We start from the raw sequence: 18785 nt of genomic DNA, 5'->3' as shown, positions 1-18785 counted from the left end.
TAGAATATGAATGACGACGTATCGAAAAGACGACTGGGTCGCGGCCTTGCAGCACTGATTGGTGAAATGGATCAGCCTGTTCCGGTCGAAGCTGAACGCACCGTCAGCGCCGACCGGATGATTCCGATCGAATTCGTCAGCCGTAACCCACGCAACCCGCGCCGTTTCTTCGACGACACCGAACTGCATGACCTTGCGAGTTCCATCCGCCAGCACGGCATCGTTCAGCCGATCGTGGTGCGGACGATGTCGCAAGACCGATATGAAATCATAGCCGGTGAACGGCGCTGGCGTGCAGCTCAGCTCGCCGGCCTGATTGAAATCCCCGTCATTATTCGGGACGTTGACGACAAGACCGCGCTTGAGATTGCGATTGTCGAAAACGTGCAGCGAGCCGATCTCAATCCTCTCGAAGAGGCATTGGGCTATGAGCAGCTGATCGCCGAGTATGGCTATACCCAAAATGATCTTGGCGAGATCATCGGCAAAAGCCGCAGTCATGTCGCCAACTCGTTGCGTTTGCTGAAATTGCCCGATCCGGTTCGCGATCTTCTTGCTGCCGGCAGCCTTTCGGCCGGACATGCACGCGCGCTTGTTTCGACACCCGACCCGGCAAGCCTTGCCCGCACCATCGTCGCCAAGGGCATGTCGGTGCGTGATGCCGAGAAGTTGGCGCAGAACAATATCAAGGCGCAATCGGAGCCGCAGCAGCCGGCCTTGCGTCGTGATCAGAAGGATTCGGATACGCTGGCGCTCGAACGAACGCTTTCTGATGCCCTTGGGCTTGAGGTTTCAATCAATCACAAATCCGGCGGCGGCCAGATCAAGATTGCTTACAAGTCGCTGGAACAACTCGAGGAAGTCTGCCGCCTGCTGGAAAGGCGATGATTACGCGGATCTGCGGCCGGATTGAAGGGTGGTGGAGAGAAGTGTTTGCATTGCAACGCTGTCTTCCAGCACCTGTCGCCGCCGACTCTGGAGGATCGCCGCTTGCAGGCGATTGGATTCACGCGCAATGTTTTCCGCCGACCAGTGGCGTAGTGCCTGCTCGATGATCGGCTTGCGACGAAAATGCAGATGCCGACCCATCGTCTGCATGACCTGAGGCGCCTGTACCCTTTTTTCTTCCATTTCAGCGCGCATCATGTCCAGAAGCTGGAATTGCTTCAGACAGGCCTGCAGCACCAGAAAGATCGCGGTTTTTGAACTGCTGATCTTTTGCATGGCATGTAGGAAACCGTGGAGATCACCGCCGAGGATAGCATCGACGGCGTCATCGACGGATATCGCGCTGGCGTCGCCAATTATTTCGGTTACGTGATGTTCCTCAACCGTGTTGAGGCCGCTGCAATAGAGGGCGAGCTTGCGCACTTCGTTACGAGAAGCGATGCGATCACCGCCGATCAGTGCAATCAGCGCCTGACGGGCCGCCGGGGTAATACCAAGCTTCTCCGCCCCGAGTTCAGCGTCGATCAAGCCGTTCAGAGCGCGGCTGTCGTCGGCGTAGGAGGGGATCGTCATGATGGATCGCATGGCTTCCGCAGTCTTGCGAAGCAGGGATCCTTTTTTCAGATCGCCGGCCTCGACGATCAGGTGGGCGGCTTCGAGCGGTTTTTCAGCCAGCACCGCCAGCGAGTCGACGAGGTATTTCTCGTTGGCGGCACCGCGGATCCAGATGAGTTTCTCGCCGCCGAACAGCCCGATAGACTGAGCCTCGTCAAGCAACCGTCCGGGATCCTTTTGCAGATCGCCGATATCGAGTTTGGTCATCGAGAAAGGATCATCGAGCGCGACGCCGGTCTTACCGGCGATCTGGCCGGCCCGTTCGGAAACCAGACCGCGGTCCGGCCCGTAAATGACGAAAATCCGGTAATTCCCCGCCGATTTCTGCAGGAAAGTCTCGAATTCATGGGACTTGATTTCAGCCACTGCCCCGCCCTCAGCGGCTGAGGGCGGCGGCGAGATCGGCTCCTACGAATTCCGCCGCCTGGTCGGCCGCGCGGTTTTCGGCATCGCGGATCGCCCTTTGCTTGGCGAATTCCTGCTCGGAGAAATCGACCAGAGCCGTCGTCTGGCGACTGCCGGCCTTGATCACGCGACCATCGGCTACCGAGCTCAGCGTATAGGTGACGGTGACGGTGACGCGACCGGCGCGGGAGGTATCGCCGGATTGACGCAGCAGTGTATCGGCGACGATCGATGTAGCGCGCATTTGGACGTGATATTGTGGATTTACCGCTTCGCCGGCGCCTCGCGATGCCAGGAAGATCAGGTGATTGCGCACCTGCTGCTCGACGCGACTTGCCGCATCGGAAAAGCCGACCGAGGACAGCTTTTCCGCAACACCCGAGTTCTCCGAATAAAGCGGCCGAACCTGGCAGGCCGCAAGAAAGGCCGAGGCGGCAAGGATCATGGCGATGCCGGCATTGCGGGTGATATCAGACGACAATGTTCACAATCCTTTGGGGAACCACGATGATCTTCTTCGGCGCCTGACCGTTCAGCACGTTCTTCACCGCATCCAGTTCCAGCACAGCGTTGGTGACGGCATTCTGATCTGCGTCGCGAGAAATTGTCAATTCAGCGCGCTTCTTGCCGTTGATCTGGACGGGCAGAACGACGTCATTTTCCATGACCAGCGCTTCCATGTAGCGCGGCCATTCCGTGCGGGCGAGCAGCCCGGCATTGCCGAGCGTGGCCCAGCATTCCTCGGCAAGATGCGGCGTCATCGGTGCGACGAGCTGGATCAGGATCTCGGCAGCGTCACGCACGGCGGCACGATAGGCGATATCGCCTTCACCCGCCGCAACCCTCGTCAGCGGCGCGGCGAGCGCATTGACGAGCTCATAGATACGGGCGACGGCCTTGTTGAACCAAAGCTTGTCGTAATCGTTCTGAACGGCCTTCAGCGTCTTGTGCGCCGCCTGCGAGACTGCCAGAGCCTCCCCTTCGCTTGCCGGTGCGGGGGCAACGCTCGACAGGCCGTTAGCGGCTTCGGAAATCAGACGCCACAGGCGCTGGGTGAAGCGATGGGCACCTTCGACCCCGGCCTCGGACCAGATGACGTCACGCTCCGGCGGCGAATCGGACAGAACGAAGAAGCGGGCAGTATCGGCGCCATAGGAGGCGATAATATCGTCCGGATCGACGACGTTCTTCTTCGACTTCGACATCTTCTCGATCGAGCCGATGGCGATCTCCTCGTCTGACGCCAGCAAGAAGGCACGGCGTTTACCGTCGATCTCCTCGATACGGATATCGGCGGGAGCCACCCACTCGCGGCTGGCGCCGGAACCGCGGCTATAGGTCTCATGGACCACCATGCCCTGGGTGAAAAGACCCTTGAAGGGTTCGGTGGCGGCGACATGGCCGGTCTCGCGCATCGCGCGGGTGAAGAAACGGGAATAGAGCAGATGCAGGATCGCATGCTCGATGCCGCCGATATACTGGTCGACCGGCAGCCAGCGATTAGCCGCCTCAGGATCGGTCGGCTTGGCTTCCCATGGCGCGGTAAAGCGGGTGAAATACCAGCTTGAATCGACGAAGGTGTCCATCGTATCCGTCTCGCGGCGAGCGTCCTTGCCGCAGTTCGGGCAGGCGACATGACGCCAAGTCGGATGGCGGTCGAGCGGATTGCCGGGCTGGTCGAAGGTTACGTCCTCGGGCAGCTTGACCGGCAGATCCTTCTTCGGCACCGGCACAACCCCGCAGGCGTCGCAATGGATGACCGGGATCGGGCAGCCCCAGTAGCGCTGGCGCGAAATGCCCCAGTCGCGCAGGCGGAAATTGATCATCCGCTCGCCCTGCGGCGCATTGCCGAGGCAAGCCGCCGAAAGCCGGTCGGCGACGATATTGAAGGCTTCCTCCGTCGTCTTGCCGTCGAGGAAACGCGAATTGATCATCACGCCGTCGCCGTCATAAGCGGTGTCGCCGACGGAAAAGCTTGCGGCGTCACCATCCTTCGGCATGACGACCGGCACAACCGGCAGGCCATATTTCCGGGCAAAATCGAGGTCGCGCTGGTCTCCCGACGGGCAGCCGAAGATCGCGCCGGTACCGTAATCCATCAGCACGAAATTGGCGATGTAGACCGGCAGTTCCCAGGAGGGATCGAGCGGATGCCTGACCCGGATGCCGGTATCCATGCCCTTCTTTTCGGCGGTCTCGAGCGCGGCGAGCGAGGTGCCGGCGCGGCGGCACTCCTCGCAGAAGGCTTCGATCTCGACATTCTTCGCCGCCGCATCCTTGGCCAGCGGATGATCGGCGGCGATCGCCAGGAAGGAGGCGCCGAACAAGGTATCCGGCCGTGTCGTATAGACCGTGATTTCGGTCTCACCGGCGGGCGCCGTCTCCGGCACGATCTCCCACCGGACCGTCAAGCCTTCGGAACGGCCGATCCAGTTCTTCTGCATCAGGCGCACTTTTTCCGGCCACTGGTCGAGCGTATCCAGCGCGTCCAGCAGGTCCTGGCTGAAATCGGTGATCTTGAAGAACCACTGCGTCAGTTCGCGCTGTTCGACCAGCGCGCCGGAGCGCCAGCCGCGGCCGTCGATCACCTGTTCGTTGGCAAGAACGGTATTGTCGACCGGATCCCAGTTCACCTTCGACTGCTTGCGGTAGACCAGACCTTTTTCCAGGAAGTCCAGGAACAGATGCTGCTGGTGCTGGTAATAGTCAACGTCGCAGGTGGCGAATTCGCGGCTCCAGTCCAGCGACAGCCCCATGGCCTTCAACTGCGCCTTCATCGAAGCGATGTTCTGGTAGGTCCAGGACGCGGGGTGCACACCGCGCTCCATGGCGGCGTTTTCCGCCGGCATGCCGAAGGCGTCCCAACCCATCGGATGCAGCACGTTATAGCCCCGGGCACGCTTGTAACGGGCGACCACGTCGCCCATGGCGTAATTGCGGACATGGCCCATATGAATGCGCCCCGAGGGATAGGGGAACATTTCGAGGACATAATATTTTTCGCGCGGATCCGAATTGTCGGTCTCGAAGACCTTCTCTTCGTTCCATTTTTGCTGCCAGCGGGGCTCGGCGTCGCGCGGATTATAACGTTCGGTGGCCATGGTATTCAGAATTCCAGAAAATCAGGGGAGTTGGTCGAGACCTTCACCATGAAACCACCGTAGCGTCAAGTTTTGCAGGCGTTGCAAGCGTCCGATCTTCATGCCGCCGAAGCGATTTCGCCGGAGCGGGTCTTGGCAAGCACCGAATGGCTGGCTAGTTCATTGCCAATTCTTTTCACTGAGATATGTCGAGGCAGAATGATGGACCTTCAAGAGCGGTTGAATGACGTGCGGTCGCGGGTCGCGGCGGCGGAACGCCAGGCAGGCCGTCCGGCTGGTTCCGTTCAGCTCGTCGCCGTATCGAAAACGTTCGAGGCGGATGCGATCCGCCCGGCGATCGAGGCGGGGCAGCGGGTGTTCGGTGAGAACAGGGTACAGGAAAGCCAGGGCAAATGGCCTGATCTGAAGGCCGAGCATGCTGATATCGAACTGCACCTGATCGGGCCGCTGCAATCGAACAAGGCGGCGGATGCGGTGGCGCTTTTCGATGTCATCGAGACGGTGGACCGCGAAAAGATCGCCCGCGCCCTTACCGAAGAGATGAAGCGGCAAGGCAGGACGCCGCGGCTCTACGTCCAGGTCAATACCGGACTGGAGCCACAGAAGGCAGGCATCGCTCCCGAGGATACGCCTGGTTTCGTCGCCCTCTGCCGCGATGAGCTCGGCCTTGCCATCGACGGGTTGATGTGCATTCCGCCGGCCGACGAAAATCCCGGGCCGCATTTCGCCCTGCTGGCAAAGCTCGCACTGAAATGCGGCGTCGAAAAACTCTCCATGGGCATGTCGGGCGATTACGAGACGGCGATCGCCTTCGGCGCCACCAGCATACGGGTGGGATCGGCGATTTTCGGCGCGCGCTGATACCTGCTTTCGTCGGGCTTTCCGTCCTCCCCGGCCCAGCCTAAATTGATATCGAGACTTGCATGTCCTGGGGAGGAGCAGATGCAAAACGGCTATCATCAAGTCTATGCGGCCTGGAAAGGCGATCCCGAAGGCTTCTGGCGCGAAGCGGCCACCGATATCAACTGGTTCACGCCTCCGGAGCGGATATTTTCGCCCGATGACGGCGCCTATGGCCGCTGGTTCTCAGGTGCGGAAACCAACACCTGTCACAATTGTCTGGACCGGCATGTCATGGCGGGACGCGGGGGCGAGACGGCGATCCTGTTCGACAGCGCGATGAGCGGCGAGAAACGCCGCTTCACCTATGACGAGGCGCTTGGCGAGGTGAAGGCGATCGCCGCGACGCTGCTCGGGCTCGGCATCGGCAAAGGCGACCGCGTGATCCTTTATATGCCGATGGTGCCACAGGCGGTGTTTGCGATGCTCGCCTGCGCTCGCATCGGTGCGGTCCATTCGGTCGTTTTCGGCGGCTTTGCCGCCAGCGAGCTTGCCGCGCGCATCGACGACAGCGGCGCCAAGCTGGTGATCACCGCGAGCTGCGGCCTCGAGCCCGGCCGAGTCGTCGCCTATAAGCCGCTGGTCGATCAGGCGATCGAGCTTGCACGGATGAAGCCGGAGCGCTGCCTGGTGCTGCAGCGGCCGCAGCTTCCGGCAGATCTCGTCAGCGGCCGCGATCAGGATTTCGAGGCGGCGGTGGCGCGCCATCGCGGCGCGGAGCTGGCCTGTGTTCCCGTCAAAGCGACCGATCCGCTCTATATCCTCTACACCTCCGGGACGACGGGCCAGCCGAAGGGCGTGGTGCGCGACAATGGCGGCCATATGGTCGCGCTCAACTGGTCGATGCGCAATATTTACGGGCTGAAGCCGGGAGAGGTCTTCTGGACGGCGTCCGATATCGGCTGGGTCGTCGGCCATTCCTACATCGTCTATGCACCGCTGATCGCGGGCGTGACCACGCTGATCTACGAGGGAAAGCCGGTCGGCACCCCGGATGCCGGCGTCTTCTGGCGGGTCGTCTCGGAATACAAGGTGCGTGTGCTCTTTACGGCACCGACCGCATTCCGCGCCATTCGGCGGGAGGATGGTGAGGGCGAACTGCTGCGACAATATCCAATGCCGGATTTTCGGGCACTATTTCTGGCCGGTGAGAGGGCGGACCCAGAGACACTGAAATGGGCGGAGCGCATGCTCGGCGTTCCGGTCATCGATCACTGGTGGCAGACGGAGACCGGCTGGCCGATCGCCGCCAACCCGCTTGGTCTTGGCGCCCTCCCCGTCAAGCATGGCTCACCGACATTGCCGATGCCCGGTTATGACATCGCGGTGCTCGACGATGCCGGTCACCCGGTCGAGTCGGGAACGCTCGGCAATATCGTCATAAAGCTGCCCTTGCCGCCGGGTTGCCTGCCGACCCTCTGGAACGCCGACGATCGCTTCCGGTCGGCTTACCTCGATGAATTTCCTGGCTACTACAAGACCGCCGATGCCGGCTATGTCGACGAGGACGGTTATCTTTTCATCATGTCGCGCACCGATGACATCATCAATTGCGCTGGTCACCGGCTTTCCACCGGGGCGATGGAGGAGGTCTGCGCGCGCCATCCCGATGTCGCCGAGTGCGCGGTCATCGGTGTGACCGATGCGGTGAAGGGTCAGGTGCCCTGTGGTTTCCTGGTGCTGAAATGCGATGTTTCCCGTGAAACGCCGGCGATCGAATCGGAGGTCGTGGCGATGATCCGCCAGTCGATCGGCCCGGTCGCGGCCTTCAAAACGGCCATCACCGTCAATCGCCTGCCGAAAACACGCTCCGGCAAAATCCTGCGCGGAACCATGCAGAAGATCGCTGACGGCATACCCTGGAAAATGCCGGCAACCATCGATGATCCGGCGATTCTGGAAGAGATCGCAGAGGCACTGCGCAAGCGTGGTTTTGGCTCCCTGCCGATGTAAGCCAGATATCGACGGGCCTGGTTCCGCACGTCGTTATCGCAATAAAAAACCCTGCCGGCCGGCAGGGTTTTTGCGGAGATGACCGATATCTCAGTACTGATCTTCGTCATCCTCGTCCTTCGGGGCCGAGCGCAGCGAGCTCAGCTTGCGGAAGACGGCGTCGGCGTCGATTTCCTTTTCCTCTTCGCGCTCGTAGTTCGGGGTCAGCCGTTCGGTCTCCTGCGCCGATTGCAGCGTTGCGCCAAGCTCCGCGGCGGTCGGCAGCGGACGACCCTTGGATGCCTTTTCCACTTCCATGTCGAGGTCGATCTGGCTGCAGAGGCCGAGCGTGACCGGATCCATCGGCGCCAGGTTGGCGGAGTTCCAGTGGGTGCGCTCGCGGATCTGCTCGATCGTCGATTTCGTCGTGCCGACCAGTCGGGAAATCTGCGCGTCCTTCAACTCGGGATGATTGCGCACCAGCCAGAGAATGGCGTTCGGGCGGTCCTGACGCTTGGAGACCGGCGTGTAACGCGGGCCGCGGCGCTTGGATTCCGGCACGCGCACCTTCGGTTCGGAAAGCTTCAGCTTGTGGTTCGGGTTGGCTTCGGCGCGGGCGATCTCGTCACGGGAGAGCTGTCCCGTCGAGATCGGGTCGAGACCCTTGATGCCCTGCGCGGCTTCGCCGTCAGCAATCGCCTTGACCTCGAGCGGATGCAGTTTGCAGAACTGCGCGATCTGATCGAAAGACAGCGCCGTGTTGTCGACAAGCCAGATGGCAGTCGCCTTCGGCATGAGCAATGTTTGAGCCATGGATATAGTCCTTCTATCGTCCGCGCCGGTCGCGGTCCGTGGATTGTCACCACAATGTCCGGGAAATATGGCGCTATATAACCGGACTGTCGCAGAATTGCAATTCTTCCGAAATCAAATGACCTTTGTCTAATTGCCGTGGCGATGCGAACTGCTATGAATTGCCGTGATTTGAAGTTCGGCCCTGCATAGCTGGCGGTCCGTCGCATGTCCCATGAGGAGGAGTTCCATGTCGGAGAAGATCTATCCGGTCACGAAGCCGGTGAAGGCGCGCGCCCTGATCGATAAGGAGAAGTACCTGAAATGGTACGATGAAAGCATTGAAAATCCGGACAAGTTCTGGGGCAAGCACGGCAAGCGGATCGACTGGTTCAAGCCTTACACGAAGGTCAAGAACACCTCCTTTACCGGCAAGGTCTCGATCAAATGGTTCGAAGACGGCCAGACGAACGTCTCCTACAATTGCATCGACCGCCATCTGAAGACGAATGGCGACCAGGTGGCGATCATCTGGGAAGGCGATAACCCTTACGTCGACAAGAAGATCACCTATAACGAGCTCTACGAGCATGTTTGCCGGACGGCGAACGTGTTGAAGAAGCATGGCGTCAAGAAGGGTGATCGCGTCACCATCTACATGCCAATGATCCCGGAAGCAGCCTATGCGATGCTCGCCTGTGCTCGCATCGGCGCGGTGCATTCCGTCGTCTTCGGCGGCTTCTCGCCGGAGGCGCTGGCAGGGCGCATCGTCGATTGCGAATCCACCTTCGTGATCACCTGCGACGAAGGTGTGCGCGGCGGCAAGCCGGTACCGCTGAAGGACAACACCGATACGGCGATCCATATCGCTGCCCGTCAGCACGTCACCGTCAGCAAGGTCCTCGTCGTTCGCCGCACCGGCGGCAAGACTGGCTGGGCGCCGGGACGCGACCTCTGGTTTCATCAGGAAATCGCCAGCGTGAAGGCGGAATGCCCGCCGGTGAAGATGAAGGCGGAAGATCCGCTGTTCATTCTCTACACGTCAGGTTCCACCGGCAAGCCGAAGGGCGTGCTGCATACGACCGGCGGTTATCTCGTCTATGCGGCGATGACGCATGAATATGTCTTCGACTACCACCACGGCGACATTTACTGGTGCACGGCCGATGTCGGCTGGGTCACAGGCCATTCCTATATCGTCTATGGGCCGCTGGCGAACTGCGCGACCACGCTGATGTTCGAGGGCGTGCCGAATTTCCCGGATCAGGGCCGTTTCTGGGAAGTGATCGACAAGCACAAGGTCAACATTTTCTATACCGCGCCGACGGCAATCCGCTCGCTGATGGGCGCGGGCGACGAATTCGTCACGCGCTCCTCCCGCTCGTCGCTGCGGCTGCTCGGCACGGTCGGCGAACCGATCAACCCGGAAGCCTGGGAGTGGTATTATAATGTCGTCGGCGACAAGCGCTGCCCGGTCATCGACACCTGGTGGCAGACGGAAACCGGCGGCCACATGATCACGCCGCTGCCGGGCGCCACGGACCTCAAGCCCGGTTCGGCGACGATGCCGTTCTTCGGCGTCAAGCCGCAGCTGGTCGACAATGAAGGCAAAGTGCTGGAAGGGGCTGCCGACGGCAATCTTTGCATCACCGACAGCTGGCCGGGCCAGATGCGCACCGTCTATGGCGACCACGACCGCTTCATCCAGACCTATTTCTCCACCTACAAGGGCAAGTATTTCACCGGTGACGGCTGCCGGCGCGACGAAGACGGCTATTACTGGATCACCGGCCGTGTCGACGACGTGCTCAACGTCTCCGGCCACCGGCTCGGAACGGCGGAGGTTGAGTCCGCCCTCGTCTCGCACAATCTGGTGTCGGAAGCTGCCGTCGTCGGCTATCCGCATTCAATCAAGGGTCAGGGCATCTATTGCTATGTGACCTTGATGGCCGGCCACGAAGGCACCGACACGCTTCGCCAGGAACTGGTGAAACATGTGCGCGCCGAAATCGGGCCGATCGCGGCGCCCGACAAGATCCAGTTCGCGCCCGGCCTGCCGAAGACCCGCTCCGGCAAGATCATGCGCCGCATCCTGCGTAAGATTGCCGAAGACGATTTCGGCGCTCTCGGCGATACCTCGACGCTCGCCGATCCCGCCGTCGTCGACGATCTGATCGCGAACCGGCAGAACAAGGTGACTGCCTGATATAAAGAGCCGCTCCGGCCATCCGAGTCCCGGGGCGGCTCACTTTGCTTTGGCTGGCTGAATTTGGACGGCCTGCATGAGGCCCGGATTTGGGCCCGACAATCCGGCCTTAAAAATCGATCGCCCGGCCATTGATCTCGTAATCGCCGAAGCGTGCAGGCTCGGCTCCGCCGCGGCCGCCGATCTCGGGTGGCAGATCCAGCGGCTTCTGGTTCTTGCGTCTTTCTTCAGCCTCGGCAAGCGCACGTCGGGCCGCCGGAGACAGTACCTTGCGCGGCGGCTCCGATCCCTCCACCGTCGGCGTCTGGCTATTGTCGTTGTCGGCTTCCTGCATGGCCTTCTCCTGCCGGAAATATTGAAAATGGCGGGTGAATAACCAAATCATAATGCGCGGTCGCCGGGAATGAAAGCTTGCGACGCCGTAATCGAGTTGGAGATTCGCAATGAACCTCGTTCGCACTGCCATGTTGCTTGCCTTCATGACGGCGCTTTTCATGTTCGTCGGTTTTCTGATCGGCGGTCGAGGCGGCATGATGATCGCCTTTCTCATTGCCGCCGGCATGAATTTCTTCTCTTATTGGAACTCCGATCGGATGGTGCTAGCGGCCTATCGCGCGCAGCAGATCGACGAACGCAATGCGCCGGAATTCTTTGCGATCGTGCGCGATCTCGCTCGTAATGCCGGTCTGCCGATGCCGAAGGTCTATCTATACGACAGCCCGCAGCCGAATGCCTTCGCCACCGGCCGCAATCCCGAAAATGCCGCCGTCGCCGCCTCGACCGGCCTGCTTTCCGCCTTGTCTCCCGAGGAGGTCGCCGGCGTGATGGCGCATGAGCTCGCCCATATCCGGAACCGCGACACGCTGACCATGACGATCACGGCAACGCTTGCCGGCGCGATCTCGATGCTCGGCAACTTCGCTTTCTTCTTCGGCGGCAACCGCGACAACAACAATAATCCCCTCGGTTTCATCGGCGTTCTCGTCGCGATGATCGTCGCACCGCTCGCCGCCATGCTGGTGCAGATGGCGATCAGCCGCACGCGTGAATATTCGGCCGACCGCCACGGCGCCGAAATCTGCGGCAATCCGCTCTGGCTCGCTTCCGCACTTGGAAAGATTGCCCGCGGCGCGGCTCATGTGCCGAATGAGGATGCCGAGCGCAATCCGGCGACGGCGCATATGTTCATCATCAATCCGCTTTCCGGCGAACGCATGGACAATCTGTTTTCCACCCACCCGAACACGGAAAACCGCATTGCCGCGCTGCAGGAGATGGCGCAAAGCGGCATGAGTGTCTCGACGGGACCGGTGCGTGCTGCTAATCCGTCGCGCAAATCGCGCTCTGTTCCGAATACGGGTCGCGGTGGTTCGCAACCGCCAAAAGGTCCGTGGTCTTGAATTCAGACGGCACGAAAAAGCCATTCCGCCAACAGAAACCCTTCGCCGGCCGATCGGCGCCAGCCAAGCCGGGCCTGCAGACCCGGGCGGCGGCCGCAAAAATTCTGGCAGCCGTCGTCGACCGAAAGCTGTCGCTCGACGGCGCTCTCGATCATGAACACGGCAATCCGGCCTACAAGGCGCTTGGCGAAAGCGATCGCGCCCTCGTCCGCGCCATTCTCAACACGACGCTGCGCCACCTGCCGCGCATCGACGCCGCAATTGCCTCGCTGCTGGAATCGCCGCTGCCGGAGGGTGCGCGGGCCTTACACCATGTTCTGGCAATCGCGGCGGCGCAGATCCTTTATCTCGACGTGCCGGATCATTCGGCCGTCGATCTTGCCGTAGAGCAGGCCAACCTGGATCCCCGCAATCGCCGCTTCGCAAAGCTGGTCAATGCGGTGCTGCGCCGGCTCGGCCGTGAAAAGGACGAGGTGCTGGAGAAGATCGGTAAGGTTCCGCCGATGCCGGGCTGGTTCCTCGCACGGCTGGAAAAGGCTTATGGCCGCGACGCGGCGCTGGCGATCGCGCAATCGCAGCTCGAACCTGCGGCGATCGATTTGACCGTCAAATCCGACGCCGAAGCCTGGGCGAAGAAGCTGAACGGCGTTGCCCTGCCGACGGGCGGCGTGCGGCTTGCCGCCTTTGACGGCGGAATTCCTTCACTCGAGGGCTTCGACGACGGTGCGTGGTGGGTGCAGGATGCGGCGGCAAGCATTCCGGCCAGGCTTTTCGGTGATCTGTCGGGCAAACGTGCCGCCGATCTCTGTGCTGCGCCTGGCGGCAAGACAGCGCAGCTCATCCTTGCCGGCGGCGCGGTGACCGCACTCGATCAGTCGGAAAGCCGGCTGAGACGGCTGCGGTCGAATCTCGACCGGCTTGGCCTCAACGCGAAAACGGTTGCGACGGATCTGACGACATTCAAGCCGACGGAAGGCTTCGATGCCATCCTGCTCGACGCCCCCTGCTCTTCCACCGGCACGACGCGCCGGCACCCTGACGTGCTGTGGACCAAGGGGCCGGATGATATTGCGAGGCTGGCGGCGCTGCAGGAGCGGCTGCTGCGTCATGCGCTGACCTTGCTGAAACCCGGAGGCACGCTGGTGTTTTCGAACTGCTCGCTCGATCCGGCCGAAGGCGAGGAGGTGGTCGCCCGCGTTGTTTCCAATACGGACGCGATCGAGCGTGTGCCGATCAGCGCGGGCGACTGGCCCGGTCTTGAAGCGGCGATCACGCCGCTCGGTGAATTCCGCACGCTTCCGACCATGCTGAAAATGCCGGACGGCATTGCCTCCGGCCTCGACGGCTTCTACGCGGTGATGCTGCGGCGAGCCGCCTGATTGCTTCAACCTCGTCGCCCGAAACCGTCTCATGCGCTGATTACACGCCCGCAGCACAGCTGTCGTTCTTTGCGTAGCGACGGAATTACGTGCAACAATTTTCGTATATTCGAAATTTGTAACGAATTAATTCATTGTGGGCGATGAAATCGGCTGCTTTTCACCTATTCTTAACCATGAGGGTCAATAGACAATAGAATATGCAGTCCGGTCGGCGTTTTGCGAGCATGTATGTTCGGGAGGCTTGGCGGCGCGCCTTGCGCCGCGTCGCGTTGCTGCGCCTGAAGCTCATTCGCCATTCGATCAAACCGCCCGAGCGCCTGATCGTCGCCCCGACCGATCTTCGCGGCATCGATTCACATGTGGCGGACGAAATTCTCAATGGACGTTTCCTCCTGGCCGGGCGCATGCTGGAAACGAACGGCAAATCGCCCTTCACCTTCACCCTGCCTTCGCGGCCCTTTGCGACCCGCCTGCACAGCTTCGGCTGGCTGCGGCACATGCGTGCGCACAAGACGGAACGCAGCGCGGCGGTTGCCCGAGCGATCGTCGACAGCTGGCTTTCCATCCATGCCGGCCGCATGGAAGGAATTGCCTGGGAGACCGACGTCACCGCCCAGCGCGTCATTGCCTGGCTGTCACATTCGCCTGTTGTGCTGCAGAACGCCGATCGCGGCTTTTATCGGCGCTTCATGAAGTCGCTCGCTTTCCAGGTCAGGTTCCTGCATCGCGTGGCGCCCTATACGCTTGGCGGTCTGGAGCTGTTCCGGCTACGCATCGCGCTCGCCATGGCCTCCGTCGCCATGCCGGCCCGCGCCTCCACGCTTCGGAGAGCGGCGCAGGCGCTCGACCGTCAATTCGATAGCCAGATTCTGCCGGATGGCGGCCACATCTCGCGCAACCCGCGCATCGGCTTGGAACTGTTGCTCGACCTGCTGCCGCTGCGGCAGACTTACGTCAATCTCGGCCATGACCTGCCGCAGAAGCTGATCTCCGGCATCGACCGCATGTATCCCGCTTTGCGGTTTTTCCGGCATCAGGACGGGGACCTGGCGCTTTTCAACGGCGCAACCTCGACGCTCGCCAATGAGCTGATGTCGGTGCTCAGATATGACGAGACCGCCGGCCAGCCGTTCAAGGCTTTGCCGCAGTCGCGCTATCAGCGGCTTTCCGGGGGCAAGACCGTCATAATCGCCGATACCGGGACGCCGCCTTCGGGCGGCGCAGTGCGCACCGCGCATGCCGGCAGCCTTTCATTCGAAATGTCGTCCGGCCGCCATCGCTTCATCGTCAATTCCGGCTCGCCGAAATTTGCCGGACACCGCTATGTGCAGATGGCGCGCACGACCGCGGCGCATTCGACCGTCATCCTCAACGACACCTCATCCAGCCGTTTTTCACGCTCGCCTTTCCTCGATCACGCAATCACCGAACCGGTGAAAACCGTCACCGTCGAACGTGTCGAAACGGAGGATGGGCGCGACAGCATCAAGCTCAGCCATGACGGTTATCTCAAGCCGTTCGGCGTGCTGCACGAGCGTGAGCTGACGCTCAATGCCGCGGGTTCGATGGTGACAGGCCACGACCGGCTCATCCGGCGTGAAGGATATGAAAGTGACGACCCCCTGAAGGCCGTCGCCCGTTTTCATATTCATCCTTCCATCGTTCTGCAGCAGAGCGATGGAGAATCCGTGCTGCTGACGGCGCCGGACGGCGAAAGCTGGCTGTTTTCCGCGCCCGGAAATGAAGTCCTGGTTTCCGAGGACATCTTCTTTGCCGACAGCTCCGGCATTTGTGGCTCGGACCAGATCGAGATCGATTTCGATCTGGCCGAGAAGACGGAGATCCGCTGGTTTCTCTCCCGTAAAGCTTAGACGGGACGGCCAACTGGCCAAAATTCAAATTCGGGACTAAATCGAAAGGCAGAGCATCAGCGCTGTTTGCGTGACGTCAAAGCTGTGCTAACGCGGCGGCAGCAAGAAAACGTCCCTAAGGCAGATTTCGTCCGAAAGCCGCTCACACTTTTCGGCCTCATGCTCTAGCGGATATCTTCCGAAGCCCGAACGGAGAAGGTTCATGGCCGTCATTTCCAAAAAGATCCCCGCCCCGGACAAGGTCGAAATCAAGACCGCACTCCTCTCCGTGTTCGACAAGACCGGCATCGTCGAGCTCGCCCGGACATTGTCCGAAAGAGGCGTGCGGCTGCTGTCGACCGGCGGCACCTACAAGGCGATCGCCGCTGCCGGTCTGGTGGTCACCGACGTCTCCGAGATCACCGGCTTTCCCGAGATCATGGATGGGCGCGTCAAGACGCTGCATCCGATCGTGCATGGCGGCCTGCTGGCGATCCGCGACGACGGCGAACACCAGGAAGCGATGAAAAAGCACGGGATCGAGGGCATCGATCTGGCCGTCATCAACCTCTATCCTTTCGAAGAGGTACGCGCGGCCGGCGGCGATTATCCGACGACCGTCGAAAATATCGACATCGGCGGTCCGGCGATGATCCGTGCATCGGCCAAGAACCATGCCTATGTGACCATCCTGACAGACCCAGACGATTATGCCGAGTTCAAGGAGCAGCTTTCGGCGGATGACGGCAAGACCGCCTATGCCTTCCGCCAGCGCATGGCTGCCAAGGCCTATGCCCGAACCGCGGCCTATGATGCCACGATTTCCAACTGGTTTGCCGAAGCGCTGGCGATCGACACGCCGCGCCACCGCGTCATCGGCGGTGTGCTGAAGGACGAGATGCGTTACGGCGAAAATCCGCACCAGAAGGCGGCCTTCTACGTCACGGGCGAGAAGCGCCCGGGCGTTTCGACGGCCGTCCTGCTGCAGGGCAAGCAGCTCTCCTATAACAATATCAACGACACCGATGCCGCCTATGAACTCGTCGCCGAATTCCTGCCGGAAAAGGCGCCCGCCTGCGCGATCATCAAACATGCCAATCCCTGCGGCGTCGCCACCGGCTCGAGCCTGGTGGAAGCCTATCAGCGGGCGCTTGCCTGCGATTCCGTTTCCGCATTCGGCGGCATCATCGCCCTCAACCGGATATTGGATGCCGAAACGGCGGAGTTGATCGTCAAGCTCTTCACCGAAGTGATCATCGCGCCCGATGTCACCGAGGAGGCCAGGGCTATCGTCGCTCGCAAGCCGAACCTGCGGCTGCTGTCGGCCGGTGGCCTGCCCGATCCGCGCGCCCCAGGACTGACGGCGAAGACCGTTTCCGGCGGCCTGCTCGTCCAGAGTCGCGACAACGGCATGATCGAGGATCTGGAGCTCAAGGTCGTCACCAAGCGTGCGCCGACGGCGCAGGAGCTTGATGATATGAAGTTTGCCTTCAAAGTCGGCAAACATGTCAAATCGAATGCCGTGGTCTATGCCAAGGATGGCCAGACGGCTGGAATCGGCGCCGGCCAGATGAGCCGGGTGGATTCCGCCCGCATTGCCGCGCTGAAGGCCGAAGAGGCCGCCAAGGCGCTTGGCCTCCCCTCGCCGATGACGCAAGGCTCGGCGGTTGCTTCCGAAGCCTTCCTGCCATTTGCCGATGGTCTTCTGTCGATGATCGCCGCAGGGGCGACAGCGGTCATTCAGCCGGGCGGTTCGATGCGAGACCAGGAGGTCATCGATGCCGCCAACGAACACGGCGTCGCGATGGTCTTCACCGGCATGCGCCATTTCCGGCACTGACGCGTGCCGGAGAATTGTCAGGATCGGTCGGCGGGATAAGGCGTGCGGATCAGCAGCACCAGCCCGCCGGCGAGAAACAGGATCAGCGTTGCCATTCCGAGCCGCGCTGAGCCGCTCATATAGGTCACCAGCGAGAAGAGCAGCGTCGCCATGAAACTGGTGGCGCGTCCCGAAAGCGCATAGAGGCCGAAGTAGCGGCCGGCTTCCTCAAGGCTGACGCTGCGCGCGAGATAAGAGCGCGACGAGGCCTGCACCGGCCCGAAGGCGAGCCCGATCAGCAGGCCGTAAAGGATATAGGCCTTTTCCGCGGCGGTGCCGAAGAGGCCGCCGGAATCGGCCGTCGGCAGCGCCATCAGGCCAAACAGGGTGTAGCCCGGCCCGGTCGAGATGATGCCGATGGTGGCGAGAAGCAGCATGGTGAGGCTGATGGCGACGGTCACTTTCGAACCGACGCCCTTGTCGATCCGGCCGGCGATCAGGCAGCCGAAGATCGCGACGACGTTCAGGATGATGCCGTAGAGGCCGATTTCGATCGTCGCCCAGCCGAACATGCCGGCGGCGAAAACGCCGCCGAGGATCAACAGGCCGTTGACGCCATCCTGATAGATCATGCGGGCAATCAGGAATTTCAGGGTGCCGCGGCGTTCCTTGAGTTCGCCGAGCGTGTTTCTCAGTTCCCGCAGGCCGGCGCGGATGGCGGTGCCGAAGGGCAGGCCTCTGCGAACATCGGGTGTGAAGAAGAACATCGGCAGGATAAAAATCAGGTACCAGACGGCTGAGATCGGCCCGGTGATGCGTGCGTCCTGGCCGGTCTTGGGATCGAGGCCGAAAAGCGGATCGAGGCCGAGAACGGTCTTGCCGCTTTCCGGGCTTGCCGCCAGAAGCGTAACGACGGCAATTAGCACGATCATGCCGCCGAGGTAACCGATCCCCCAAGCGGTGTTGGAGAGTTTGCCGACCTCGTGCTTGCCGACCAGCCGCGGCATCATCGAATCGTTGAAGACGATCGAAAACTCGGCTGAAACCGAGGCGAGGATCATAAAGATCACGGGATAGAGGACAGGCGAACCGGGGGCTGCGAACCACAGGCCGAAGAGGCTGGCTATCTTGATGATGGCGAAGAAGCCGATCCACGGTTTGCGCGCGCCGGACTGGTCGGCGATCGAGCCGAGAACGGGCGAGAGCAGGGCAATGATCACAGACGAAATCGTCGCCATGTTGCTCCACGTCGTCTGCGCCGACACCGGGTCATCCGTCAGGCGGGAGACGAAATAGGGCCCAAAGATGAAGGTGGTGACCACAGTGAAGAAAGGCTGGGCCGCCCAATCGAAGAACATCCACGCCCAGATGCCCTTCTCCGTGGCTTTCGGCGGCTGCGTTCCTGTCCAGTCTATGCGATTCAACATCCGCTCCT

At 61.3% G+C, this 18785-nt stretch carries 14 protein-coding genes; 8 read left to right on the top strand and 6 right to left on the bottom strand.

Features of this window, described 5'->3' with window-relative positions:
* The first annotated feature begins 6 nt into the window (after positions 1–6).
* Positions 7–888, top strand: a complete 882-nt coding sequence (locus tag HJB91_RS12345) for a ParB/RepB/Spo0J family partition protein (RefSeq protein ID WP_210632787.1) — start codon at positions 7–9, stop codon at positions 886–888.
* Here the strand turns inward: HJB91_RS12345 and holA are convergent, their stop codons facing one another.
* Genes holA through leuS form a run of 3 tightly spaced genes read right to left on the bottom strand, consistent with a single transcriptional unit; the run spans position 889 to position 5069 of the window.
* On the bottom strand, positions 889–1929 hold the full coding sequence (gene holA / locus HJB91_RS12340; protein WP_221146290.1) for a DNA polymerase III subunit delta: 1041 nt from the start codon (positions 1927–1929) through the stop codon (positions 889–891).
* 10 nt (positions 1930–1939) lie between these two features.
* Entirely contained in the window at positions 1940–2449 is a 510-nt protein-coding gene (lptE, locus tag HJB91_RS12335; RefSeq protein ID WP_210632785.1) for an LPS assembly lipoprotein LptE, read from the bottom strand.
* A complete protein-coding gene (gene leuS, locus HJB91_RS12330) occupies positions 2439–5069 on the bottom strand; it encodes a leucine--tRNA ligase (protein WP_221154853.1) in 2631 nt (876 codons plus the stop codon). Before leuS ends, lptE begins: the two co-directional genes overlap by 11 nt.
* Positions 5070–5270: 201 nt before the next feature.
* Between leuS and HJB91_RS12325 the strand changes: the two genes are divergently transcribed.
* Both HJB91_RS12325 and HJB91_RS12320 read left to right on the top strand, forming a co-directional pair.
* Positions 5271–5930, top strand: a complete 660-nt coding sequence (locus HJB91_RS12325) for a YggS family pyridoxal phosphate-dependent enzyme (RefSeq protein WP_221154883.1) — start codon at positions 5271–5273, stop codon at positions 5928–5930.
* Positions 5931–6011: 81 nt separating this feature from the next.
* Complete coding sequence (locus HJB91_RS12320) at positions 6012–7922, top strand: propionyl-CoA synthetase (RefSeq protein ID WP_221154852.1); 1911 nt, start codon at positions 6012–6014, stop codon at positions 7920–7922.
* A 90-nt stretch (positions 7923–8012) separates the two neighbouring features.
* Here HJB91_RS12320 and HJB91_RS12315 read toward each other — a convergent pair whose 3' ends face one another.
* On the bottom strand, positions 8013–8714 hold the full coding sequence (locus HJB91_RS12315; protein ID WP_210632782.1) for a DUF1013 domain-containing protein: 702 nt from the start codon (positions 8712–8714) through the stop codon (positions 8013–8015).
* 229 nt (positions 8715–8943) lie between these two features.
* On the opposite strand from HJB91_RS12315, the gene acs reads away from it, so the two are divergent.
* Positions 8944–10899 (top strand): acetate--CoA ligase, encoded by a 1956-nt coding sequence (gene acs / locus HJB91_RS12310; protein ID WP_210632781.1) that lies wholly within the window; start codon positions 8944–8946, stop codon positions 10897–10899.
* A gap of 109 nt (positions 10900–11008) precedes the next feature.
* Here acs and HJB91_RS12305 read toward each other — a convergent pair whose 3' ends face one another.
* Complete coding sequence (locus tag HJB91_RS12305) at positions 11009–11233, bottom strand: DUF1674 domain-containing protein (protein WP_064712464.1); 225 nt, start codon at positions 11231–11233, stop codon at positions 11009–11011.
* A gap of 109 nt (positions 11234–11342) precedes the next feature.
* On the opposite strand from HJB91_RS12305, the gene htpX reads away from it, so the two are divergent.
* The 4 genes from htpX (at position 11343) to purH (ending at position 17371) form a co-directional block, all read left to right on the top strand.
* Entirely contained in the window at positions 11343–12299 is a 957-nt protein-coding gene (htpX, locus tag HJB91_RS12300) for a zinc metalloprotease HtpX (protein ID WP_221146282.1), read from the top strand.
* Entirely contained in the window at positions 12290–13678 is a 1389-nt protein-coding gene (locus HJB91_RS12295; RefSeq protein ID WP_221154847.1) for an RsmB/NOP family class I SAM-dependent RNA methyltransferase, read from the top strand. Before htpX ends, HJB91_RS12295 begins: the two co-directional genes overlap by 10 nt.
* 200 nt (positions 13679–13878) lie before the next feature.
* Complete coding sequence (locus HJB91_RS12290) at positions 13879–15552, top strand: heparinase II/III family protein (protein WP_221146278.1); 1674 nt, start codon at positions 13879–13881, stop codon at positions 15550–15552.
* A gap of 202 nt (positions 15553–15754) precedes the next feature.
* A complete protein-coding gene (gene purH, locus HJB91_RS12285) occupies positions 15755–17371 on the top strand; it encodes a bifunctional phosphoribosylaminoimidazolecarboxamide formyltransferase/IMP cyclohydrolase (protein WP_221154844.1) in 1617 nt (538 codons plus the stop codon).
* A gap of 17 nt (positions 17372–17388) precedes the next feature.
* Here purH and HJB91_RS12280 read toward each other — a convergent pair whose 3' ends face one another.
* A complete protein-coding gene (locus tag HJB91_RS12280) occupies positions 17389–18777 on the bottom strand; it encodes an MFS transporter (RefSeq protein ID WP_221154842.1) in 1389 nt (462 codons plus the stop codon).
* Positions 18778–18785: the final 8 nt, after the last annotated feature.

Source organism: Rhizobium sp. NLR10b (assembly GCF_019685435.1).
Taxonomy (GTDB): domain Bacteria; phylum Pseudomonadota; class Alphaproteobacteria; order Rhizobiales; family Rhizobiaceae; genus Rhizobium.
This window is presented reverse-complemented; position numbering and strand designations above follow the sequence as displayed.